Consider the following 22,812-nt stretch of genomic DNA (forward strand, 5'->3'; position numbering starts at 1 on the left):
GGATTTTTTTATTTTTAAAATAACTCTGATAATACTTTATAAATCATATATTTGTTGTAACACTTATATGATTTTATGAAAAATAAACGTATACTTTTTACACCTTTTTTATTTAGTACTATTCTCTCTTTTGCACAAACGAAAGAAAACTTTGTTTATGCAACAATGGAAACTGAAAATGCAGTTTTCTTACAAAAAAATAAACCAGATTCAATTCAAATTATCACTTCGGAAAATAATTTATCTGTAATTTATTTTCATCCAGAAATAGCGGAGAGTTTACATCATAAGTTTGCTCATGGACATGGTTATATTTTTAGAGAAACAAAAGAAGAAGCGCTTCAATCACTTCAAAAAAAGCCTTCGCAGAGAAGAGCACCTTTCAATTATACAATTTCTGAACAAACATTTATAACAGCAGCTTTGAATGATGTTGATGTAAAAGAAATTGAGAAAACTATTTTGCTTTTAGAAGGTTTCAAAACGCGCTATCATACAAGACAAGAAGCAAATGATGCTATTTTCAAGATAAAAGAAGTTTGGGAGAAAATGATTGCAGATGCAGGACGAATAGATGTTGCTGTAAAAATTGTAGATCATGTAAATACACCAATGAAATCATTGATTTTGACTTTTAATGGAAGCGAAAAGAAAGATGAATTTGTGATTATTGGCGGTCATGCAGATTCTACCGTTGGTTGGGTTGCAGATCAAACTTTTGCTCCTGGAGCGGATGATAATGCATCGGGAATTGCAACAATTACTGAAATATTGCGTGTTTTATTGAAAAATAATTTCAAACCACAACGTACAACAGAAATTATGGCATATGCTGCTGAAGAAGTAGGATTGGTTGGATCTAAAGAAATAGCTAAAAAATATGCCCAAGAAAATAAAAATGTGATTGGTTATGTTCAGTTTGATATGACGAATTACAAAGGTTCTGCAAAAGATATTATCTTAATGACAGATAATTATTGCGATGCAAACCTCAATTCGTTTTTAATGCAATTGATGGATGAATATAATAAAACAGGCTTACATCAATTTACATATGATACGTCAAAATGTGGTTACGGATGTTCGGATCATTTTAGTTGGTCAGATAATGGTTATGCGGCGACTTTACCTTTTGAAGCGAAGATGAATGAAGATAATCCTTACATTCATTCTGTAAATGATACGTATGCAAATATGGGAAATACATCTACGCATGCTGCAAAGTTTACGAAATTAGGAATTGAATATGTGGTAGAAGCTGCTAAAACGTCTTCTTTAGGAACGAATGATCTTGATAAAAACTTATCCAAAATTTATGTTTCAAATAAAATGTTGAATTATAAACTTAATTTTAAATCTCCTATTTCAATTAAAATTATCGATGCAACAGGAAGAATGATTAAAACAATTCATACAGAAAAATCTATTGGAAGTATAAATCTTTCTAATTTATCAGCAGGATTTTATGTTGCAACAATTAAAGATAATAACGGAAATTTGGTTTCACATAAATTTGTGTTGAAGTAGATTTTAAATATAAAAATATAAAAGCAAGCTAAAATAGCTTGCTTTTATATTTTTAAAATTTATTTTAAATCTTAATCATTCAAACTTTGTAAGTAAGAAATCCAACCTAATGTTTGGTATTCTTTTGCTGCAGTTTTTACATCAGCAGCTTTATAAATTCCTCGACCAACAATCATAAAATCGGTATGGTAATTTTTGAAAACTAATTCTGGCGTATTGTATTGTTGCCCTTTGCTATCTCCAGTTGAAGAGATATTAACACCAGGAGTAAACAATAACAAATTATCAGGAATTTGACGTTGAGCAACAGCTCCTAAAACATTACCAGATTGTTCTGATACATTTATTGCTTTCGTAAAATAATAATCATCAGTTAATGTTCCTTTCGAAGACATTTCTACAATAGTGATAACTCCTGTATTTTCGAAAACTTTCAACGATTCTAAACCTCCAATTGGATGAACAGTTACTAAATCTGCCCAATCAGAAATTTTGTAAATCGATTTTTTAAATTGTAATTCTTGTGTATTCCCAATATCTCCAAACTTGCGATCTTCGAATAATAAAAATTCTTTTTCGCGAGCGATTTTCTTCAATTCGACAATTAAGTTATCCGAAAAATCTTGAATAATATCTGAATGTAATTTTAAAGCAACAATATGATCTCCAACTTTTTTAGCGAAATCTATAATTTCGTCAGAAGTGATTAAATCCGCAGAAGCAATCAAATTAGATTGTTTTTTCAAGGCTAATTCAACCAAACGTTTTCCAACTGGATGAACAATTTTTTTGTCCTCTAACGCAATACGTTGTTTTGCAGGAACAGCCTCTGGGGGTAAAGCTAAAAAGTCTTTGATTTTTTTCGCTTCAGCATCGCTCAAACGGTGATATTTATGTAAAATATCGATTACTTCGTGAATTGTAAATAACGTTTTCACATTGTAACCTTGTTCTTTCAATTTTTCAGATCCACCTTGCGCACGATCCAAAACAACAACCAAATCTTTTACACGTAAACCTTCGCGCTCAACTTGATCAATTGTTTCTAACAAAGATTGGCCAGAAGTAATTACATCTTCTACCAAAAGACAAGATTGCCCTTCTGCAAAAACACCTTCTACCATACGTTTAGTACCATAGCCTTTGTTTTCTTTACGTTTAATAATCAAAGGAATATTTGATGTTAAACTCATTGTAGTCGCCATTGGCAAAGCTGCATAAGGCACACCACAAATCAAGTCGTACTCTACATCTTCAACTAAATCTAATAAGTTATTTGCTAAAGTTTTTAGTAATTGTGGACTCGAAGCTAAAGGTCTTAAATCGACATAGAAAGGAGATTCTATACCACTTTTTAAAGTAAAATTTCCAAATTTTATAATTCCCAGCTCGTAAGCTTTCAATAAAAAATCTTCTCTTGGTTGCATCTGTGTAATGTTTGAGCAAAGTTAATAGGTTTTTGAGTCATTTATGGCATTTTCACTAAAATTAATTTTAAGATGAATAAAAATTGAATATTTATACTTGTTTGATTTATAATTTGTTTCGAGACTGAAATTTTATACTGAATTTCTGTTTTGAATTGATTGATATCTTCATCGTATTTCCGAAAATTTCATCTAAACATAGCTTATCTCTTGTTTTTGATTTTGAAACTATATTTTTTGAGCGATTCTTTTTACCGTTTAAAATTGGATAAAATACTGTGCTTTTTATTCAAACTTCACTTGTTTTTCGTTAAGAAACCTCATAAAATAATTTTACTTTTGAATTCTATAAAAACACAAATGAAAAAATATATATTCGCCAGCATTGCTTTTGTAAGTATGTTGGTTTCTGCACAAGAAACACCTTTCAAATTCAAAGAATTAGTTAATAATTCTGCGCTTCCTGTTATTTCTCAAGGAAAAACTGGGACATGTTGGTCATTTTCAACAACATCTTTTTTAGAATCAGAAGTAAAACGTTTAACAGGAAAAGATGTTGATTTATCGGAAATGTATAATGTTCGTTATACTTATCCTGTAAAAGCGTATAATTATGTATATCGCCAAGGGAAAGCGCAATTCAGCGAAGGAGGTTTGTCACATGATGTTTTAAATTCAGTTCGCAAAAATGGATTAGTTCCCAATGAAGTTTATGCAGGTTTTGCAAACGGAACAGATGTAAAACACAATCATGAAATGTTAGTAAAAGATTTGAAAGTTGGATTAGATTCAATTGTAAAAAATCCTAAAAAATATTTAACAACAGATTGGAAAGCTAAATTTGATCAAAAATTAAATGATAAATTAGGAACTCCTCCAACAAAATTCAAATACGAAGGAAAAGAATATACGCCACAAGAATTTGCAAAATTCTTGAAAATTAATCCAGATGATTATGTATCCTTAACATCTTTTCAACAAGCGCCTTATTATTCACAATTTATTTTACAAGTTCCAGATAATTTTTCGAATGGTTCCTATTATAATTTACCGTTGGATGAATATATGAATGTTTTGGATGAAGCATTATATAAAGGGTATACAGCGGCTTTTGATACAGATGTTTCAGAAAAAACATTTTCCAAAAAATATGGAATGGCAATTTGGCCTTCAGAAGGTTTAGAAACTGATTATTTTGTTCAAATTTTACCCGAAAAATGGGTTTCAGCAGAAGAACGTCAAGCAGCTTTTGAAGATTATTCGACAGAAGATGATCATTTAATGCATATTACAGGAATTTTAAAAGATCAATTGGGAAATCAATATTACGATGTGAAGAATTCTTGGGGAACAGAAAATTTAGGTAATAATGGGCATATTTATATGTCGAAACCTTTTTTTAGAATGAAATCAATTGCTTTTACAGTACATAAGGATGCATTGTCAAAAGAAATGAAAAAGCGATTAGGAATAAAATAAAAAAACTAACAAATGATGACATTAGAACAAGCGGTAGAGAAGTTAGATTACAAAGGTTATTTGGATATAGAAATTCCAAAAGAAACCGATTTGATTGCAGAAATTAATAAATTACGTAAAGAAAAAAATGCGGTAATTTTAGCGCATTATTATCAATCAGGCGAAATTCAGGATTTAGCAGATTATTTAGGAGATTCTTTACAATTAGCTCGAGCTGCAGCAAAAACAGAAGCAGATATGATTGTTTTTTGTGGTGTCCATTTTATGGCAGAAGCAGCAAAAATTCTTAATCCCTCTAAAAAAGTTGTTTTACCAGATACAAAAGCAGGTTGTTCTTTAGCAGATTCTTGTTCCGCAGAAGGTTTGCGTGGTTTGCGTGAGCAACATCCAAATGCGATTGTTGTAAGTTATATTAACTGTGATGCAGGTGTTAAAGCAGAATCAGATATTATTGTAACTTCTTCCAATGCGGAAGCAATTATCAATGCTTTACCAAAAGAACAAGAAATCATCTTTGCACCTGATCGTAATTTAGGTCGATATTTGAATCAAGTTTGTGATCGTAAAATGATTTTGTGGGACGGAGCTTGTATTGTGCACGAAGCTTTTTCATTAGAAAGAATAGCACAACAAATGGCCGATCATCCAAATGCAAGATTAATTGCTCATCCAGAAGCACAAGAAGATTTATTGAGATTTGCACATTTTGTTGGTTCTACTTCTCGTTTGTTAGATTATGTAGTAGAAAATGATGCACAAGAATTTATTGTTGCGACAGAAGAAGGAATTTTGCACGAAATGCAAAAAATGGCTCCAAATAAAACATTAATTCCTGCTTTGGTACAAGACGAATCGTGTAATTGTTCCGAATGTTATTATATGAAATTATCAACTTTAGAAAAATTATATCTGTGCATGAAATATGAATTGCCAGAAATAGAAATCGAAGAAAATTTACGTGTAAAAGCATTAGCAGCAATTAATCGTATGTTAGATTTATCAGAAAAAATAAAATAATGGCAATTCAAGATGTTTTAGTTATTGGTTCCGGAATTGCCGGACTTTCTTATGCATTGAAAATTGCAATTCGAAATCCTGATGCAAAAATTACAATTGTAACCAAATCAAATAAAGACGAAACAAATACAAAATATGCCCAAGGTGGAGTTGCTGTTGTGAGCGATTTTGAGAAAGATAGTTTCGAAAAACATATTCAAGATACGCTTCGTGCAGGAGATGGATTATGTAAATTAGATGCAGTTGAAGTTGTTGTAAAAGAAGCGCCAGAACGCATTCACGAAATTATAGATTGGGGTGTTCGTTTTGATAAAAATAACGATGGAATTTATGATTTAGGCAGAGAAGGAGGACATTCCGAAAACCGAATTGTTCATCACAAAGATGTAACAGGTTGGGAAATTGAGCGTGCAATGTTAGAAGTGATTAAAGAATATCCAAATATTCAAGTTTTTACACATCATTTTGTTGTAGATTTAATTACGGAACATCATCTAGGAAATGATTCTGCTAAAGAAACAACATGTTTCGGAGCTTATATTTTAGATTTGAATACAGATAAAGTAGAACGACATTTAGCTAAAGTTACTTTATTGGCAACAGGCGGAGTTGGTCATGTTTATAAAAATACAACCAATCCTATAATAGCTACTGGAGATGGAATTGGTTTGGCACGACGAGCAAAAGCAACTGTTTCTGGAATGCAATTTATTCAATTTCATCCAACTGCTTTTTACAGCGAATTCGATGGACAATTATTTCTAATTTCTGAAGCTGTTCGTGGATTTGGAGCAAAATTGCGTACAAAAGATGGAGAATTGTTTATGCACAAATATGATGAACGAGAAGAATTAGCTTCGCGAGATATTGTAGCACGAGCGATTGATAATGAAATGAAATTACGCGGAGATGATTATGTTTACATTGATTGTCGCCATTTAGAAAAAGAAAAATTCTTAGAACATTTTCCAAACATTTACGAAAAATGTAAATCCGAAGGATATGATATGTTTACCGAATTGGTTCCTGTTGTTCCGGCTTCGCATTATTTATGTGGCGGAATTGATGTTGATTTAGAAGGAAAAACTTCTATCGAAAATTTATTTGCTGTTGGCGAATGTTCAAATACAGGTTTGCATGGTGCCAATCGTTTAGCTTCCAATTCGTTGTTAGAAGCAATGGTTTTTGGTCATCGCGCAGCGTTAAAAACGGTTGATTTATTAAGTAATAATCAATTTTCGATTTATAATTTTGAGTTTCCAGAATGGAACGAAGAAGGAATGAAAGTGCAAGAAGAATTAGTGCTGATTTCTTATTTGCGCAAACAATTACAAGCAATGATGAGTGAATTGGTCGGAATTGTACGAAACAATAATCGTTTGCAAATTGCACAACAAAGAATCAATGAAATAGAAAAAATGGTGAAAGAAATTTATTATTTTACTATTGTTTCGCCAAAAATTTTAGAACTTAGAAATTTGGTTGATGTTGCTCATTTAATTATCGAACAAAGTATCAATCAAAAGGAGAATCGAGGAACTTTTTATAACAAAGATTTTAATTAATGAAGAAATTATTTCTGTTCGTTACATGTTTTACAATGTATTTCACTTCTGCTCAAAATTCGAAAGAAAAACTAAGCGAAAGCATAATTGATAGTAGAGAAGCGAAGAAAAACGTTGTCTATTTTGGTTGCGAAAATCTAAAAGATAATAGCGAACTAAAATCGTGTATGAGCAAAAATTTGAGTGAAGATATACAAAACCAAATTGCCTATTTTTCTAATATCGCAGATTATTTACATATAGATAAAGCAGAATCTAGATTGACTTTTGTAATTAATGAAGAAGGTTATTTTGATAATATTGCTTCAGACGGCGAAAATCCAATTTTTAATAGCGTGGCAATGTCAACGTTGATTTTGTTGAATAATAAAATGAATAGAAATAATATCAAGATTCAGCCAGCGATAGATCAGAGAAATAAACCTGTTAAAATGAGGTTTAATATGCCTTTACGTTTTGTGGCGGAAGATAAAGATAACAATTTTGAAAATTTTCCTTCAGAAAGCCGAGTTTTGTTTACATTAAAAACAGAAGATGAAACCATAGAAGTTCGAATTGATAAAGAATTTAATTTAACAACTTTCGGGAATAATGGAAATCGAGAATATTATTTAGGCAAGTTTTCTAATCTTTTCGAAATGGCTTCTACCGATCCTTATGCAACAGCTTTTGATGCGGCTTTTAAGTCAGGAATAATTGATATTACAACTGGAAAAATAGACGATAAAGAATATAAACTTCAAATCAAAAATTTCTTCGAAAATGATCCATCTGCACAAGTTTTAATTACAGTTGTGCGTGAAGAAAACGGAACTTGGGCCGAATATTATGAATATAAAACCAAGAAAGAATTTAATCAATCAAAATTTGCATCTTTAACATATAGATAATGAATCTTCCGACATATATATCACAAGAAAAATTACAATTATTTATTCGTCAAGCCTTCCTAGAAGATGTAGGAGATGGCGATCATTCAACATTAGCTTGCGTTCCTTACGATTCTATTCAAGAAGCAGAACTAAAAGTGAAAGATAATGGAATAATTGCTGGAATAGAATTAGCAAAAATTATTTTCTCAACATTTGATCCATCTATTATAATCGAAACTTTCAAGAACGATGGAGATAAAGTTCAATTTGGAGATATAGCTTTTAAGATAAAAGGATCTTCACAATCAATCTTAACTTGTGAACGTTTAATGTTGAATTGTATGCAACGAATGTCTGGAATTGCCACTTATGCAAACGAAATGATGGAATTGGTAAAAGGTACTAATACCAAGATTTTGGATACACGAAAAACAACGCCAAATTTTAGAATGATTGAAAAATGGGCTGTTAAAATTGGTGGAGCAGAAAATCATCGTTTTGGTTTATATGATATGGTGATGTTAAAAGATAATCATGTTGATTTTTGTGGAAGCATAACCAAAGCTGTTGCGCAAACTAAAGATTATTTAGCAAAGCATCATTTAGATTTAAAAATAGAAGTCGAAACTCGTAATATGAACGAAGTCGAAGAAGCTTTGAACGCAAATGTAGATTTTATCATGTTAGATAATTTTGATCTCGAAACAATGAAGAAAGCTGTTTTGTTTATTAATGGAAAAACAAAAACCGAAGCTTCGGGCGGAATTACAAAAGAAACTGTACGTGAAATTGCAGAAACTGGTGTAGATTTTATTTCTTCAGGTGCAATTATACATTCTGCTAATAATTTTGATTTAAGCTTAAAAGCGATAAAATAATTTAACATTACATTTCGTTAAAATTTTAAGATAAGAAAGAGTTTATTTTCTATTTGGTTGTATTTTAATGTATTTGACAAAAATAAAAGTTTAAATACTTTTAAAATGTTAATAAAACGTTTAAAATTTTACAATAATTTAACAATACTTTCATTTAAAGTACAGAAATTTGTAGAGTAAACTTTTAAACTATTTCATAAGATGAGGTTAAACTCAACTAAGCTTTTACTTGTAGGAGCTTTTGCCTTAATGGCATCATTATCTTTCGCTCAAGTTGTTGAACCAACAGATTCTACAAAGGTTGAACATGACGAAAACGTATCTTTAGGAGAAACATTAATTGTAGGGAAAGGAGTTATTGATATCGTTGAAGATCGTAAAACTCCAGTAGCTGTTTCTACAATTAGTAAAGCAACTATCGAAGATAAAGCTGTTGGAAATGTTGATTTTCCAGAAATTTTCGCAACAACACCTTCTGTTTATATTTCTGGACAATCAGGTGGATTTGGAGATTCTCAAATGTATTTACGTGGATTTAGTAGCCAAAATACAGCTTACTTATTAAACGGACAACCAATCAATGGTATGGAAGATGGTAATTTGTATTGGTCTAACTGGTCTGCAATGACAGAAGTTGCAAATGCAGTTCAAATTCAACGTGGTTTAGGATCTTCTAAATTAGCTATTTCATCTGTTGGTGGTACTGTAAATATGGTAACAAAAGCAACAGATAAAAAACAAGGAGGTTTTGTAAGATTCAACACAGGTAACGATAGTTACATGAGTGCTACAGTTTCTTATAATACAGGTATGAAAGGTAAATGGGGAGCATCTTTCTTGTTCAACCAAACATCTATGCATAGATCTTGGGCACAAGGAACAGATGCTAATTCTCAAGCATATTTTGTTTCTGTTGGATACAAACCAAGTGAGCGTCATAATTTAAACTTTATGATTTTTGGTGCACCACAAGAACATGGTCAAAATTATTATACTAAGAGTGATATACAATGGGCTGATGCAGAAAAATATGGTTACGGTAAAAAATACAATACCACTTTTGGGTATTACAATGGTAAAGGAGAAAATTTAAGAACTAACTTTTACCACAAACCAGTAGCTAATTTAAACTGGGATTGGAATATTAATGAGAATATGAACTTGTCTACTGTTGTTTATGCTTCTGTAGGAACAGGTGGTGGTACTTCTGGTGTTGGTAGAGCTACAAGTACAGTGAAAAATGGTTTAATTGATTTTGATTTAATCGAAAGTAATAACTTGTTAGATTTAGACGGAATCGGAAATAACGGAGGGGTTGATGCTAACGGAAAGCCAATTAATAATGGTGCTATTCGCACATCTGTAAACAATCACTTTTGGTATGGAGGTGTAACAAACTTAAATTACGATACAAAAACAGGTTGGAATTTTAATTTAGGAGCTGATATTCGTTTTTATCATGGAAATCACTTCCAACAAATGAATAACTTATTTGGTTTAAATTCTTGGCAAGATTACAATAAAATAGATGGAAAAAATAATGAAGCTGTAATTGTTGATCAAACCTTCAGTACAAATCCTTGGTCAGCTTTATTCAAATCTGCTAAAAAATCACAAAGATCAGGTAGAGATTATTCAGAAGATATTAACTATCAAGGAGGATTTGGACAAGTAGAATACTCTAATGAAATCTTTACAGTATTTGCACAAGGAGCAATATCAAACCAATTCTACCAAAAATTTGATACTTGGAATTATGGAGGTGTAGAAAAATCATCTAAAAAAGTAAATAAAACAGGTTGGAATATTAAAGGAGGTTTATCTGTTAACATTAATGATGAAAATACAGTTTTTGCAAATGCAGGAAAATATTCTCGTCAACCATTTTTAGATAATGTATTCGAATATAATAAAGTAGATTTACGAGACCCAGAAGTTAAAAACGAAGAAATTATAGGTTTTGAAATTGGTTACAAATACGAAACAAAAAATTTAAGAGTTAATATTAACGCTTACCATACGAAATGGGGAAATCGTTTCTTAGGTCTTTCATCATCTAGAACAGTTAAAAATGAAGAAAATGTAGATGTTACTCGTCCAATTTATACATCTTATACTGATATTACACAGATACATAAAGGGGTTGAAGTTGATTTTGATGCAAGAGTTTCTCAAGTATTCAGTTTATATGGATTCGCATCTTATGGTGATTGGAAATATGATGGATCAACTCCATTCGAAACAATGTACACTGATACAGACGAAATTTATGAAAAAGGAAATGTTGATTTAACAGGAACTTATATCGGAGAAGCAGCTCAGTTTACTTTCGGTATGGGAACCAAAGTTAACTTTACTAAAAAACTATATTGGGATGTAGATTTTATGTACAATGCACGTACATATGGACAAGTGAACACGGAAGATGTTGTTAAAAGCGCATTAAAAGGAGAGGTGTATCAAGCAGAGAAAATTGCTCCATTTGCTCGAGTTAATACGGGGTTAGCTTATGAATTTAAATTTGGAAAACAATCTATTAAATTTAGAGGAAATGTTCGTAACTTATTTAATGACCAATATTTAAGTAAAATCGATAGAAATGGATATGGATATGCAGTAGGTAGAACTTGGAATGCAGGTGTTACTTATAATTTCTAATAAAGATTAAAATTTAACATATTTGAGCGGACTTTTTTTAAGTCCGCTTTTTTTATGACCAATTGTCTTGTAATTAATTATCTCAAATGAAGAAAGTATTGAAATGTAATTTAAAATAAATCTAAATAATTTTATTTTAAGAATAAAAATACATATATAATGTATAAAATTTCATTTTAAAGATCTTTTTCATTATTTAATAGATTCTATTTGTTATGAAATTTTATAAAATTTTAAATATTTATTAATGTGATTAATTTTTTATTGACAATTATTTGTTTTAATTAAATATATTTTTCAGTTATATGTAATTAACATGTTTTTATTATAATTATACCAAATTAACATAACATTTATAATGGTTTTAACAGATATACATCTCAAATTTGCAACGGTAAACATTTAAAACTATTTCATAAAATGAGGTTAAACTCAGTAAAGCTTTTATTCGTAGGAGCTTTTGCCTTAACGGCATCATTATCTTTCGCTCAAGTTGTTGAGCAAACAGATTCTACAAAGGTTCAACATGACGAAAATGTATCTTTAGGAGAAACGTTAATCATTGGTAAAGGTGTAATCGACTTACAAGATGATCGTAAAACGCCAATTGCAGCAACAACAATTAGTAAAGAAATAATTGAACAAAAAGCAGGAGGAGCACTAGATATTACTCAAGCATTTGTAAATACTCCAGCAGTTACAGTTGCTGGACAAGGAGGTGGTTTTGGAGAGTCAAGAGTTGTAACTCGTGGTTTTGATCAATCTAATACAGCATTTTTATTTAATGGACAACCAATTAATGGAATGGATAACGGTAGTGTATATTGGTCTAATTGGTCAGGTTTAGCGGATATAGCTAGTGCAGTTCAAATTCAGCGAGGTTTAGGTTCCTCTAAATTAGCTATATCTTCTGTTGGTGGTACATATAACTTTGTTACAAAAGCAACAGATAAAAAAGAGGGAGGATTCTTTAATGCGGGAATAGGAAATAACTATTTTTTTAAATCTACACTAGGGTATAATACGGGATTAATTAATAATAAATTTGGTGTTTCTGTTATGATGTCTCATTGGCAAGGTGATGGATATAATAGAGGAAATGCTGGACAAGGGCAAACTTATTTTTTATCTGTAGGTTATAAACCAGCTAGAAATCATACTTTAAATTTAATGATTACAGGTGCTCCTCAATGGCATGATCAAAACTCAAGTAATACAATTGATAAATATTTAACTTACGGTAGAAAATACAATAGTAATTTTGGATATTTACACGGAAATGAATATAATACTAGACGTAATTATTATCATAAACCAGTAGCGAACTTAAATTGGGATTGGGATATAAATGATAAATTATCATTGTCAACTGTTCTGTATGCATCCTGGGGTAGAGGAGGTGGATCACAGCCAAGTGGAATAAGTAATGATCCAGTTAGTGGCCTAACAAATATTCAATCAGTTTTTGATAGTCAATCAATTAATGGAGGAGAAGCTAAAGGAAAAATTTATTCTTCAATTAACAATCATCAATGGTATGGAGTAGTATCTAATTTAAATTATAAAATAAACGATTATTTTAATTTTAATGTAGGGGTTGATGCTCGTATGTACAAAGGAGAGCATTTTCAACAATTAAACGATTTATTGGGTGGAGATTATTTTACTGTAAAAGTAAACAAACAATATTCAGATTATCAAATCAATAAATTATATTCAAAAAATCCTTGGTCTGCTTTAAATGGATATGCTAAGCATTATAATCAAAAATTAGGCTGGGATTATGATCAAAAAATTAATTATGGAGGACTATTTGCTCAATTTGAATATTCAAATAGAAATGTATCTGCATTTTTTCAAGGTTCTGTCTCAAATCAAACGAACGAACGTGTAGACTTTTTTAATTATACAGTAGGGAATGAAAAGTCTGAAAAAATTGATAAATGGGGTTATAATTTAAAAGCAGGAGCTAGTTATAAAATAGCGAATGATCATCAAATTTTTGCAAATGCAGGATTTTATTCTCGTCAACCATATCAGAATAATATCTTCATGAATTTTAAGAATGATGTCAATCCATTTGCTAAAAACGAAGAAATTTTAGGTCTTGAAGCTGGTTACAAATTTAAATCTAGAAATTTTTGGGCAAACTTAAATTTATATTACACAACTTGGGAGAATCGTATAACTTCTACAAGTCGATTTGATGAAATATTACAACAATTCTTATATACAGTTAATCGAGGTGTAAAACAAGAGCATAAAGGTATTGAACTTGAATTAAATTATAAACCAATTAGAGAAATAACGTTGACAGGTTTTGGATCGTTAGGAGATTGGAGATATAAAGGAAATTCAAGTACTACTGTTTACACTGAAAATCAAGAGATCTATACACCAGAAGATACACAGAATTTTAATAATTTAAAAGTAGGTGGATCTGCTCAAACTCAATTTGGTTTAGGTGTTAATTATGAGTTTATTAAAGGATTGTCTGTTGATGCAGATTATCGTTATAATGCAGATTTATACTCTTCACAAGTAACTCAAGTTTCGACAGATACAAAAAATAATGGATCTGGAAATTTAAAATTACCAGATTATTCTGTAATGGATGCTGGTATTACTTGGCATCATAACTTAACGAAGAAAAATAAATTAACATTACGATTAAATGTAAATAATGTGTTAAATCATATTTATATTTCTGAAGCGAGAACAAACTATCAAAAGGATTATAAGGGAGCAAATGCTTATGATGGATTAAATGTAAATAATCAAGTGTATTTCGGTTATGGAAGAACTTGGAATGCGACAGTTAAATTTACTTTTTAATTGAATATAGAATATATAACAAAAAGACGAACTCATGTAGTTCGTCTTTTTTTTGTGTTTACCTTTACTAAAATTTTATAGAGAAAATGATTCAACCCGATTTTCTAAAAGAAGGTGATAAAATAGCAATCGTAGCACCTGCAAAACGAATGTTGCAAGGAGAATTAGACGAAGCAATAGAATTAATAAAATCTTGGAAATTAATTCCTGTATTGAGTAAAAACCTTTATGCTGAATATGATTTTGGATATAAATATGCAGGAACAGATGAGATAAGAACTGAAGATTTTCAATGGGTATTAGATGATGATGAAATAAAAGCGATTTGGTGCGCTCGAGGAGGATATGGATCTGTAAAAATTATTGATGAATTAAATTTAACAAACTTCAAAAAGAATCCAAAATGGATTATTGGTTATTCAGATATTACAGTTTTTCATAATCATTTTAATCGTTTGGGATTTCAAACTTTGCATGGAGTTACGGCTAAAAAACTAGCAAATGTCGATTATCATCCAGATTCTTATCAAAGTGTTTATAATACTTTAGTTGGAGATCAAATTCAGTATGAAATAGAAACTCATCCATATAATCAATTAGGAGAAGCAAAAGGCGAATTAGTTGGAGGAAATTTATCCATCGTGTATTCACTTTTAGGAAGCGAATCTGCGATTATAAATCCTTCAGATAAAATTTTATTTTTAGAAGATTGGTTCGAGAATTGGTACGCAGTTGATCGAATGTTGATGAACCTTAAACGCAATGGAATTCTTAATCAAGTCAAAGGAATTATATTAGGAAGTTTCACTCATATGGATACAGAAGAAGAAAATTCCGAAAACTTCAATCATCCATTTGATCCCAAAACTTACGAAATCATCCATGCATTTACTCAAAATTTAAATATACCAATCACTTTTGGTTTTCCTGCTGGACATACAGGTCACAATTTAGCATTAAAAATGGGTGCGAAAGTTCAGCTAAATGTTACTTCAAAAAATGTAAATTTGTATTTTATAGATTAATATATGAAACAAGATAATTTAACAGTTATTACTCATCCCTTAGTAAAAGCAAAAATTACGCAAATGCGTGATAAAAATACAACCACAAAAGAATTTGGAGAGTTGGTTGACGAAATTTCAGGATTAATGTGTTACGAAATCACTCGTAATATTGAGTTGGAAGAAATAGAAGTTGAAACACCAATCACAAAAACAATTGGTTATAAATTAAAAGGAAATGATATGGCTATCGTTCCTATTTTACGTGCAGGATTGGGAATGGTAAAAGGAATTCATCAGCTAATTCCTACAGCTAAAGTTGGTCATATTGGGCTTTACAGAGATCACGATACATTACAACCAGTAGAGTATTTATGCAAATTACCAACTGATTTAGATTCTCGTGATGTAATATTGGTTGATCCAATGTTAGCAACTGGAGGTTCTGCAATTAAAGCAATAGAAATTCTAAAAGAAAAAGGAGCGAAATCAGTTCGTTTAGCTTGTTTGGTTGGTTGTCCAGAAGGAGTAGAAGCAGTACAAAATGTTTATCCAGAAGTTCCAATTTTCTTAGCAGCTTTAGATGAAAAATTGAACGAAGACGGATATATTGTACCAGGTTTAGGTGATGCTGGAGATCGTTTGTACGGAACAAAATAATTTTTATGAATGAGCATTAGTTACGATTTTGGAAAAGAAGCAGAGGATTTTGCAGCTAATTATTTAATCCGAAATGGATATAAAATATTAGCTCGAAATTATTTTTTTAGAAAAGCCGAAATCGATATTATTGCACAATTAGAAAATGAGATTGTTATTATAGAAGTAAAAAGCCGTTCTTCCAATCGTGTTGCAGAACCAGAAAGTTCCGTTAACACAAAGAAGAAGAAATTGTTAATTCTTGCTGCAGATGATTTTATTCAGAAAAATAATTTTATTTGTGAAGTAAGATTTGATATTTTAGCACTTTTAAAAATACAACAATCTTGGAGCGTTAATCATATCCAAAATGCATTCAACGCTTCAGAAATATAATCAACTTTATGGAAGTATTTATGAGTCTTTTTGACTTTATTATGCACATCGACCAACATTTAGCAGAATTTGCAAATGAATATGGTCTGTGGCTTTATGGAATTTTATTTTTAATCATTTTTGTTGAAACAGGTGTAGTTGTGATGCCTTTTTTACCAGGAGATTCATTGTTGTTTGCGGCTGGTATGTTAGCAGCGCAAGAAACAAATGACATGAATGTATGGATTATGATTGCCATTCTTTTGGTGGCCGCCGTGCTTGGTGATACATTAAATTATACAATTGGTAAAAAAGTAGGATATAAAGCGACTAAAGTCAAGATTTTTGGAAAAAATTTCATCCAAGAAGAACATATCACAAAAACACATGAGTTTTACGAAAAATATGGTTCAAAAACAATTGTAATTGCTCGTTTCGTTCCAATCGTTAGAACTTTAGCACCTTTCGTTGCTGGAATTGGGCGAATGGGATACTCAATTTTTATTACATACAATGTAATTGGAGCAGTTTTGTGGGTAGTTGGCTTAACGCTTATTGGATACTTTTTAGGAAATATTCAATGGGTTCAAGATAATTTTTCTAAAGTTATTTTAGGAATAACAATTATTTCCATTCTTCCAATTTTTGTCGAAATTATTAAAGAAAAACTTGGCAAAAAAAAGATAGCTGAACAAGATTAAGAATCTAAAATATAACTCGACTTCGGTCGAGTTTTTTTATACCTTTAAATTATGGAACTTTTAGATTATATACTACATATCGATAAATATCTAGAAACAATTTTGAATGAATACCAAAACTGGTTTTACTTAATTTTATTTCTACTAATCTTTATAGAAACGGGTTTGGTTGTGCTTCCTTTTTTGCCTGGCGATTCATTATTATTTGCAGCAGGAATGTTAGCGGCTAGTTTTCCTGAACAATTAAATATTTATGCTGTTTTAGGATTACTCTGGATAGCTGCAATTGCAGGCGATACGGTGAATTATACAATTGGTAAAACTTTGGGAACAAAATTAGTTACAACCAAAATTTTAGGAAAACGTATTATAAGAGATTCTGCCATCCAAAAAACAGAAGATTTCTTTAAAAAATATGGTTCAAAAACAATTGTTATCGCTCGTTTTGTACCAATTGTTAGAACTTTAGCACCATTCGTTGCAGGAATATCTAAAATGCATTACGGCACATTTATCAAATACAATTTCGTAGGAGGAACTATTTGGGTTTTTGGAATAACATTAATCGGTTATTTTTTAGGTACGATTCCGCTTGTCAAAAATAATTTTGAAATTGTTGTAATGGTAATTATTCTCTTTTCATTGTTACCAATTCTAATAGAGTTCTTAAAAGAAAAACGTAACAAAAAAGCATGATGAATACAGAAAATACAATTTTTATAATCTTACTTTTATTAATGATTTTTCTACCAATTATTTTATTTATCGTTAATTCTCAAAACCAATATAAACACTATAATGATGAAGTTATTGAAGTTAAAATTGGATTTCTAAAGTATCATTTAATTTTCTTAATGATTCTTTTAATTTGTCTTTGTTTTACTTTTTTATTTGTGGCTTATAAAACTTTATTTGCAATGGAATTTACATTAACTAATAGTATTGTTGGTTGTATTTCATCATTTCTATTCTTAGCTTTTTGTATTCCAATTGCTAATATTTATAATCATTTGTGGAGAGAATCTAAACGTCAGATATATTTTTTTAGGAACAAAAAGACTTTATTAATTGTTGAAAAACAAACAGAAATTACAATAGATTTAGAAGATCAAATGAAGAAAATTAATCAAGAAGTTCCTCGTAAAAGTTCTAAGTATCAAACTAATCTTGGTAAATACAATTTTATATTGAATGATAAAATTGTTTCCATTTCTGATGCAATTAACTTTCCGCAAGATTTTCTTGATCACAATAAAATAGAACAAGTTAAAGTTTCGAAACTTTTTATTTGGATATAGTTCGTAACTTAAATATTTCTTATCTTCTAACTTTAAAAACATCAACCAATGAAAAATATTTTAATTCTTTTCTCTTTTGTCATTTCTTTTTTTGTGCAAGCTCAACATGGTTATCCCATTCCTCCAAAATCAGAAAATAGATTATTTTATATTCAGCACAACGAAAATAAAAATACGTTTGTATATGATGCTATTTTTTCAAGTAAAGGTGTTTTAAATGATGAAAATCCAGTTGATATTTATCGTATTCTTTATGCAGAAAATGGAGAAAAAAAGCCGCTAACTTCCATTCAAAAAAAATTAGCATACGGTTTAGAGATTAAAAAAGCAGAAAAAAATGTTTTTCAATTAACATTGGTTTCTTATCCTTCTCAAAAATTAACGTTGAAACTTGATCATCAGAAAAATCCAATTGTTCAAACAACTATTAATAATAAATTGATAACATTAAATCGTGTTTTCCTAAAACAGAAAAAAGGAACTGCTGGAATTTCGGTTAAACTTGATTATATTTTATTTTACGGAAAAGATAAAAATGGAAAATCTGTAGAAGAGAAAATAGTTCTCTAAAAAAAATCTCCCTAAATTAGAATTTGAAAGACCAATTTAAAATTATATGATCGAAGTAAAAGAGGTGAAATCGTCGAAAGAAATGAAAACATTTGTCGATTTACCTTTTCAAATATATAAAGACAATCCTTATTGGGTGCCTTCTTTGAAGAAAGATGAACTAGCGAGTTTCGATAAAAAAAATGCTATTTTCAAAACAGTAGAAGCAAAGTATTTCTTAGCTTATAAAGATAAAGAAGTTGTTGGACGGATTGTTTCAATTATTAATTGGACAGAAGTAAAAGAACTCGGAAAAACGAAAATGCGTTTCGGATGGTTAGTTTTTAAAGATGATATCAACATTCTAAAAGCCTTATTAACAACTGTTGAAAACATTGCTAAGGATAATAAACTTAGTTATATAGAAGGTCCTATGGGATTTTCTAATATGGATAAAGCAGGGATATTAACAGAAGGTTTTGATAAAGTTGCAACTTTAATCGGCTTATATAATTATGAATATTACCCAAAATATTTACAAAAACTAGGTTATCAACCAAAAGCAGAATGGTTAGAATATTCTATTGAGCTTGCAAATTTAGGTAAGGTGAAACAAATGGATAAATTGTGTGAAATTCTCAAAAAACGGTACGAAATTGATACGTATAAATTTAACACAATAGACGAAATGTTACCATATGTAGACGAAATGTTCGATTTGTTGAATTTAACTTACGCAGAATTACAAAGTTTTGTCCCAATAGAAAAATTTCAGGTAGAACATTACAAGAAGAAATACCTGAAATTTCTCCATCCAGATTTTATTTCTTGTGTAAAAGATAAAAACAACAAAATGATTGCTTTTGCGATTACGATGCCTTCTTTTTCGAAAGCGTTTCAGAAAACAAAAGGAAAATTATTTCCATTTGGTTGGTGGCATTTATTGCAAGCACAAAAAAAGAATGATCATGTCGAGTTTTATTTAATCGGAATTGATCCTAATTATCAAAACAAAGGAGTAAATGCATTGATTTTTAAAGAACTTTATGATCGATTTATAGCTAGAGGAATTAAAACTTTAGAAACGAATCCGTTGCTTGAAGAAAATACAAAAGTTCAACAACTTTGGAAAGATTTTGATCCTATTGTGCATAAACGAAGAAAAACATTTTATAAAAATATAACGCAGTAAAAAAGGTTAGGATTTTGTCCTAACCTTTTTTATTGAAAAATAGTGAATTAATCTTGATCGTCTTCTTTCCAATCTTTGATTGTTTTTTCAATTTCTTCTCTAGATTTTCCCGTTTTTTCCTGAATTTTTCCTACAACTTCGTCATATTTTCCTTCAGCATATGCTTTATCGTCATCGAACCAATCACCGTATTTTTGTTTTACAGCACCTTTGATTCTATTCCATTTTCCTTCTAATTCTAATTTGTCCATAATTTTTGTTTTTTATAAGTTGTGAATAAATTTGTTACTATAACTATAAATAACAAATATTAAACCACACAGACTTAAATATTTATAAAATAATGTTAAATAAAACATATTTGTTTAGTTAGAATACAGCTAAATAAATTAAGATTATAATGACGATAACTACCACAATAAATTCAAGAATAGAAATAGTTCTTCCGCCAGATCTTAAACTTCTTTTTCTTTTTGAATACATACCAAACCAACTTAATAACCTATATTGAGTAAATTTAAGAAAAAAATAGATTATTTATAAATTCGTAGAATTTTAGAAATAGTTAGAAATGTTATCCGAAATTAATCGATTTCATTATTCAAAAAAAAGACTTTGAAAACAAATTGTTATCAAAGTCTTTGAAGTTGTACGGGCGGAGAGACTCGAACTCTCACACCTTGCGGCACTAGATCCTAAGTCTAGCGTGTCTACCAATTCCACCACGCCCGCTAAAATCTCACTGATTTGGACTGCAAATATACACAAGTTTTCTTTCTAACAAAATTTCGAAATAAAATTTTTTTAATCTTTTTTTACATTCTAAATTTGTACAAAGCTTTTACAAAAATGGAAATTACAGGAAGAATTAAAAAAGTATTTGAAACTCAAAACATTACTGCAAGTTTCAAGAAAAGAGAATTCGTTGTTACAACGCAAGAACAATATCCACAAGATATTTTAATTGAGCTTACACAAGATAAGACAGATGTATTGAATGCTTACAAACCTGGTGATGAAGTGAAAGTTTCTATCAACATTCGTGGTCGCGAGTGGATTAATCCAGAAGGTGTAGCAAGATATTTCAATACTATCCAAGCATGGAGAATTGAGAATATGGCAAATGCTGCTGCACAAGCTCCTCAAGGTTACGATAATTTTCAAGCAGCGCCTCCAGTAGATACTTTTTCTAATGGAGATGATGATGATTTACCGTTTTAAGTAAGACAAAAACATCAATTAATACTAAAACGTGTTCTTTATTGAACACGTTTTTTTAATTTTAAATAATATTATAAACAAAACATATGTATTGGCTAAGTTCTGATTTAATCTTTCCTGATTACGATGAAGTAAATGATGAAGGAATAATAGCAATAGGAGGAGATCTTTCCCCAGAGCGCCTTATTTTAGCTTATCAGAAAGGAATTTTTCCTTGGTTCAATGAAGAAGATCCAATTCTTTGGTGGTTTCCTCATGATCGATTTGTTTTGTTTCCAGAAAATTTACATGTTTCGAAATCGATGAAGAAAGTTTTTCGAGATCAAATATTTACATATTCCGAAAATAAAGCATTCCGAGAAGTAATCACGAATTGTTCGCAAGCCTATAGAAAAGATCAGGATGGAACGTGGATTACAAATGAAATGATCGAGGCATATTGCACTTTACATGAAATGGGAATTGCAAAAAGTATCGAAGTTTGGCAAAACGACGAATTGGTTGGTGGTTTTTATGGTATTGATATGGGAGAAGTTTTCTGTGGAGAAAGTATGTTTGCGAAAGTAAGCAACGCTTCCAAAGCAGGTTTTATACAATTTGTTGCAAAATATCATAAGAAATATAAATTAATCGATTGCCAAGTTTATACCGAACATTTGGCAAGTTTGGGTGCAATGGAAATCCCAAGCGATGTATTTCTAGAATATTTGGAGAAATAAAAAAATCCGACAAATAAAATAATTGTCGGATTTTTTTTATGTGAATCACTTACTTTGTAAAAGTGATAGGATATTTTAAATTTTTATATTCGTTAAGATCAGCATTTAAAGATCCAACCAATAAACCAGCTTTTATTTTTAGCGGAACTAAGTTATCATCATCAGAAATCCACATCGTAACCGATTCTGATTCTTTGAATACGCGACCAGATTGTACATAAGGACGAATTTTGATTGCTGCAATTTTTCCGAATTTTGTTTTTAGAGTTTCACGTCCCAAAACTTTTAATCGAAACTTTAATGTTTCGTCACCTAGAAAAATATTTTCATTCAAAAAATCTCCTGTTTTCAATTTAGAATGATCTGCATTACGTAAATTATAGAAAGCGGAAAGTAAATCTTGTGCATCGTATGGAATTGTTTCGGTTGTTATTTTTCCATCTCGTTTATTTTCAACTTTTGCTTTTTTATTTGCATGATCAAAATAATAGATTTGATGACGTTTATAACTTCCTTCTACAACGTTTCGAATAAATTTAGTTGGTTTTAGATCAGTTTTGTCGATATATGATTCGTAGTTATCATCAACTTTAAAAAAAGCTCGCACAGCACCCGAAGAATTTCCTTTTCCTACTATATGGTAATGGCTTTTACCATTCAATGTTGCTTCACGTACATCTATGGTTGCAAAGCCAGCATTTAGTCCAGAATAATGAACTCTAAATTTAAGGCTTTCTCCGACTTTATAATTAGTTTGGGCATTTAATGGAACAGCGAATGAAAGGAGAATAAAAGTAAAAAATAAAATATATTTTTTCATTTTCAAATTTTCGTTTTGTGGTTAAGATTCAAATTG

At 30.2% G+C, this 22,812-nt stretch carries 21 protein-coding genes and 1 tRNA gene; 18 read left to right on the plus strand and 4 right to left on the minus strand.

Going from position 1 to position 22,812, the window contains the following annotated elements:
* The first annotated feature begins 75 nt into the window (after nt 1-75).
* Nucleotides 76-1,527, plus strand: a complete 1,452-nt coding sequence (locus ACMHJW_RS00090) for a M20/M25/M40 family metallo-hydrolase (RefSeq protein ID WP_413531487.1) — start codon at nt 76-78, stop codon at nt 1,525-1,527.
* A gap of 71 nt (nt 1,528-1,598) precedes the next feature.
* Here ACMHJW_RS00090 and ACMHJW_RS00095 read toward each other — a convergent pair whose 3' ends face one another.
* Nucleotides 1,599-2,954 (minus strand): orotate phosphoribosyltransferase, encoded by a 1,356-nt coding sequence (locus ACMHJW_RS00095; RefSeq protein WP_413531488.1) that lies wholly within the window; start codon nt 2,952-2,954, stop codon nt 1,599-1,601.
* A 360-nt stretch (nt 2,955-3,314) separates the two neighbouring features.
* On the opposite strand from ACMHJW_RS00095, the gene ACMHJW_RS00100 reads away from it, so the two are divergent.
* From ACMHJW_RS00100 to ACMHJW_RS00170, 15 genes are all read left to right on the plus strand, one after another.
* A complete protein-coding gene (locus ACMHJW_RS00100; protein WP_413531489.1) occupies nt 3,315-4,433 on the plus strand; it encodes a C1 family peptidase in 1,119 nt (372 codons plus the stop codon).
* Nucleotides 4,434-4,445: 12 nt separating this feature from the next.
* A complete protein-coding gene (nadA, locus tag ACMHJW_RS00105; RefSeq protein WP_413531490.1) occupies nt 4,446-5,450 on the plus strand; it encodes a quinolinate synthase NadA in 1,005 nt (334 codons plus the stop codon).
* Nucleotides 5,450-7,015 carry an L-aspartate oxidase gene (nadB, locus tag ACMHJW_RS00110; RefSeq protein ID WP_413531491.1) on the plus strand — a complete coding sequence of 522 codons (1,566 nt, stop codon included), beginning with the start codon at nt 5,450-5,452 and terminating at the stop codon, nt 7,013-7,015. Before nadA ends, nadB begins: the two co-directional genes overlap by 1 nt.
* A complete protein-coding gene (locus tag ACMHJW_RS00115) occupies nt 7,015-7,905 on the plus strand; it encodes a hypothetical protein (RefSeq protein ID WP_413531492.1) in 891 nt (296 codons plus the stop codon). The genes nadB and ACMHJW_RS00115 overlap by 1 nt, the downstream gene beginning before the upstream one ends.
* Nucleotides 7,905-8,765 (plus strand): carboxylating nicotinate-nucleotide diphosphorylase, encoded by an 861-nt coding sequence (nadC, locus tag ACMHJW_RS00120; protein WP_413531493.1) that lies wholly within the window; start codon nt 7,905-7,907, stop codon nt 8,763-8,765. Before ACMHJW_RS00115 ends, nadC begins: the two co-directional genes overlap by 1 nt.
* A gap of 201 nt (nt 8,766-8,966) precedes the next feature.
* Nucleotides 8,967-11,423, plus strand: a complete 2,457-nt coding sequence (locus ACMHJW_RS00125) for a TonB-dependent receptor (RefSeq protein ID WP_413531494.1) — start codon at nt 8,967-8,969, stop codon at nt 11,421-11,423.
* Nucleotides 11,424-11,843: 420 nt separating this feature from the next.
* Entirely contained in the window at nt 11,844-14,258 is a 2,415-nt protein-coding gene (locus ACMHJW_RS00130; RefSeq protein WP_413531495.1) for a TonB-dependent receptor, read from the plus strand.
* Between the two features lie 86 nt (nt 14,259-14,344).
* The gene (locus tag ACMHJW_RS00135) at nt 14,345-15,283 is read left to right on the plus strand and encodes a S66 peptidase family protein (protein WP_413531496.1); all 939 of its coding nucleotides are present in this window, start codon (nt 14,345-14,347) and stop codon (nt 15,281-15,283) included.
* Nucleotides 15,284-15,286: 3 nt separating this feature from the next.
* Nucleotides 15,287-15,922 (plus strand): uracil phosphoribosyltransferase, encoded by a 636-nt coding sequence (gene upp, locus ACMHJW_RS00140; RefSeq protein WP_413531497.1) that lies wholly within the window; start codon nt 15,287-15,289, stop codon nt 15,920-15,922.
* 9 nt (nt 15,923-15,931) lie between these two features.
* On the plus strand, nt 15,932-16,297 hold the full coding sequence (locus ACMHJW_RS00145; RefSeq protein WP_413531498.1) for a YraN family protein: 366 nt from the start codon (nt 15,932-15,934) through the stop codon (nt 16,295-16,297).
* Between the two features lie 8 nt (nt 16,298-16,305).
* Nucleotides 16,306-16,977 (plus strand): DedA family protein, encoded by a 672-nt coding sequence (locus tag ACMHJW_RS00150; protein ID WP_413531499.1) that lies wholly within the window; start codon nt 16,306-16,308, stop codon nt 16,975-16,977.
* Between the two features lie 51 nt (nt 16,978-17,028).
* Nucleotides 17,029-17,673 carry a DedA family protein gene (locus tag ACMHJW_RS00155; protein ID WP_413531500.1) on the plus strand — a complete coding sequence of 215 codons (645 nt, stop codon included), beginning with the start codon at nt 17,029-17,031 and terminating at the stop codon, nt 17,671-17,673.
* Nucleotides 17,673-18,275 carry a hypothetical protein gene (locus ACMHJW_RS00160; protein WP_413531501.1) on the plus strand — a complete coding sequence of 201 codons (603 nt, stop codon included), beginning with the start codon at nt 17,673-17,675 and terminating at the stop codon, nt 18,273-18,275. The genes ACMHJW_RS00155 and ACMHJW_RS00160 overlap by 1 nt, the downstream gene beginning before the upstream one ends.
* 48 nt (nt 18,276-18,323) lie before the next feature.
* Complete coding sequence (locus ACMHJW_RS00165; protein WP_413531502.1) at nt 18,324-18,845, plus strand: DUF4833 domain-containing protein; 522 nt, start codon at nt 18,324-18,326, stop codon at nt 18,843-18,845.
* Between the two features lie 46 nt (nt 18,846-18,891).
* Entirely contained in the window at nt 18,892-20,016 is a 1,125-nt protein-coding gene (locus tag ACMHJW_RS00170; RefSeq protein WP_413531503.1) for a GNAT family N-acetyltransferase, read from the plus strand.
* Nucleotides 20,017-20,063: 47 nt separating this feature from the next.
* On the opposite strand, the gene ACMHJW_RS00175 is transcribed toward ACMHJW_RS00170, so the two are convergent.
* Both ACMHJW_RS00175 and ACMHJW_RS00180 read right to left on the minus strand, forming a co-directional pair.
* Entirely contained in the window at nt 20,064-20,267 is a 204-nt protein-coding gene (locus tag ACMHJW_RS00175; RefSeq protein ID WP_413531504.1) for a CsbD family protein, read from the minus strand.
* 399 nt (nt 20,268-20,666) lie between these two features.
* Nucleotides 20,667-20,748 (minus strand) — tRNA-Leu (locus ACMHJW_RS00180).
* Between the two features lie 117 nt (nt 20,749-20,865).
* Here ACMHJW_RS00180 and ACMHJW_RS00185 point away from each other — a divergent pair.
* Both ACMHJW_RS00185 and aat read left to right on the plus strand, forming a co-directional pair.
* Nucleotides 20,866-21,237 carry a DUF3127 domain-containing protein gene (locus tag ACMHJW_RS00185; protein ID WP_413531505.1) on the plus strand — a complete coding sequence of 124 codons (372 nt, stop codon included), beginning with the start codon at nt 20,866-20,868 and terminating at the stop codon, nt 21,235-21,237.
* A gap of 86 nt (nt 21,238-21,323) precedes the next feature.
* Nucleotides 21,324-21,956, plus strand: coding sequence for a leucyl/phenylalanyl-tRNA--protein transferase (gene aat, locus ACMHJW_RS00190; protein ID WP_413531506.1), 633 nt, complete (start codon nt 21,324-21,326; stop codon nt 21,954-21,956).
* A gap of 49 nt (nt 21,957-22,005) precedes the next feature.
* On the opposite strand, the gene ACMHJW_RS00195 is transcribed toward aat, so the two are convergent.
* Nucleotides 22,006-22,776, minus strand: a complete 771-nt coding sequence (locus ACMHJW_RS00195; RefSeq protein WP_413531507.1) for a DUF3108 domain-containing protein — start codon at nt 22,774-22,776, stop codon at nt 22,006-22,008.
* Nucleotides 22,777-22,812 lie beyond the last annotated feature (36 nt).

The organism is Empedobacter brevis, from assembly GCF_965118635.1.
GTDB lineage: Bacteria > Bacteroidota > Bacteroidia > Flavobacteriales > Weeksellaceae > Empedobacter > Empedobacter brevis_A.

Excerpts from the sequence above, each read along its gene's own strand:
- ACMHJW_RS00090 (WP_413531487.1), top strand. The coding sequence starts at position 76 with ATGAAAAATAAACGTATACTTTTTACACCTTTTTTATTTAGTACTATT.
- ACMHJW_RS00095 (WP_413531488.1), bottom strand. The coding sequence starts at position 2,954 with ATGCAACCAAGAGAAGATTTTTTATTGAAAGCTTACGAGCTGGGAATT.
- ACMHJW_RS00100 (WP_413531489.1), top strand. The coding sequence starts at position 3,315 with ATGAAAAAATATATATTCGCCAGCATTGCTTTTGTAAGTATGTTGGTT.
- nadA (WP_413531490.1), top strand. The coding sequence starts at position 4,446 with ATGATGACATTAGAACAAGCGGTAGAGAAGTTAGATTACAAAGGTTAT.
- nadB (WP_413531491.1), top strand. The coding sequence starts at position 5,450 with ATGGCAATTCAAGATGTTTTAGTTATTGGTTCCGGAATTGCCGGACTT.
- ACMHJW_RS00115 (WP_413531492.1), top strand. The coding sequence starts at position 7,015 with ATGAAGAAATTATTTCTGTTCGTTACATGTTTTACAATGTATTTCACT.
- nadC (WP_413531493.1), top strand. The coding sequence starts at position 7,905 with ATGAATCTTCCGACATATATATCACAAGAAAAATTACAATTATTTATT.
- ACMHJW_RS00125 (WP_413531494.1), top strand. The coding sequence starts at position 8,967 with ATGAGGTTAAACTCAACTAAGCTTTTACTTGTAGGAGCTTTTGCCTTA.
- ACMHJW_RS00130 (WP_413531495.1), top strand. The coding sequence starts at position 11,844 with ATGAGGTTAAACTCAGTAAAGCTTTTATTCGTAGGAGCTTTTGCCTTA.
- ACMHJW_RS00135 (WP_413531496.1), top strand. The coding sequence starts at position 14,345 with ATGATTCAACCCGATTTTCTAAAAGAAGGTGATAAAATAGCAATCGTA.
- upp (WP_413531497.1), top strand. The coding sequence starts at position 15,287 with ATGAAACAAGATAATTTAACAGTTATTACTCATCCCTTAGTAAAAGCA.
- ACMHJW_RS00145 (WP_413531498.1), top strand. The coding sequence starts at position 15,932 with ATGAGCATTAGTTACGATTTTGGAAAAGAAGCAGAGGATTTTGCAGCT.
- ACMHJW_RS00150 (WP_413531499.1), top strand. The coding sequence starts at position 16,306 with ATGGAAGTATTTATGAGTCTTTTTGACTTTATTATGCACATCGACCAA.
- ACMHJW_RS00155 (WP_413531500.1), top strand. The coding sequence starts at position 17,029 with ATGGAACTTTTAGATTATATACTACATATCGATAAATATCTAGAAACA.
- ACMHJW_RS00160 (WP_413531501.1), top strand. The coding sequence starts at position 17,673 with ATGAATACAGAAAATACAATTTTTATAATCTTACTTTTATTAATGATT.
- ACMHJW_RS00165 (WP_413531502.1), top strand. The coding sequence starts at position 18,324 with ATGAAAAATATTTTAATTCTTTTCTCTTTTGTCATTTCTTTTTTTGTG.
- ACMHJW_RS00170 (WP_413531503.1), top strand. The coding sequence starts at position 18,892 with ATGATCGAAGTAAAAGAGGTGAAATCGTCGAAAGAAATGAAAACATTT.
- ACMHJW_RS00175 (WP_413531504.1), bottom strand. The coding sequence starts at position 20,267 with ATGGACAAATTAGAATTAGAAGGAAAATGGAATAGAATCAAAGGTGCT.
- ACMHJW_RS00185 (WP_413531505.1), top strand. The coding sequence starts at position 20,866 with ATGGAAATTACAGGAAGAATTAAAAAAGTATTTGAAACTCAAAACATT.
- aat (WP_413531506.1), top strand. The coding sequence starts at position 21,324 with ATGTATTGGCTAAGTTCTGATTTAATCTTTCCTGATTACGATGAAGTA.
- ACMHJW_RS00195 (WP_413531507.1), bottom strand. The coding sequence starts at position 22,776 with ATGAAAAAATATATTTTATTTTTTACTTTTATTCTCCTTTCATTCGCT.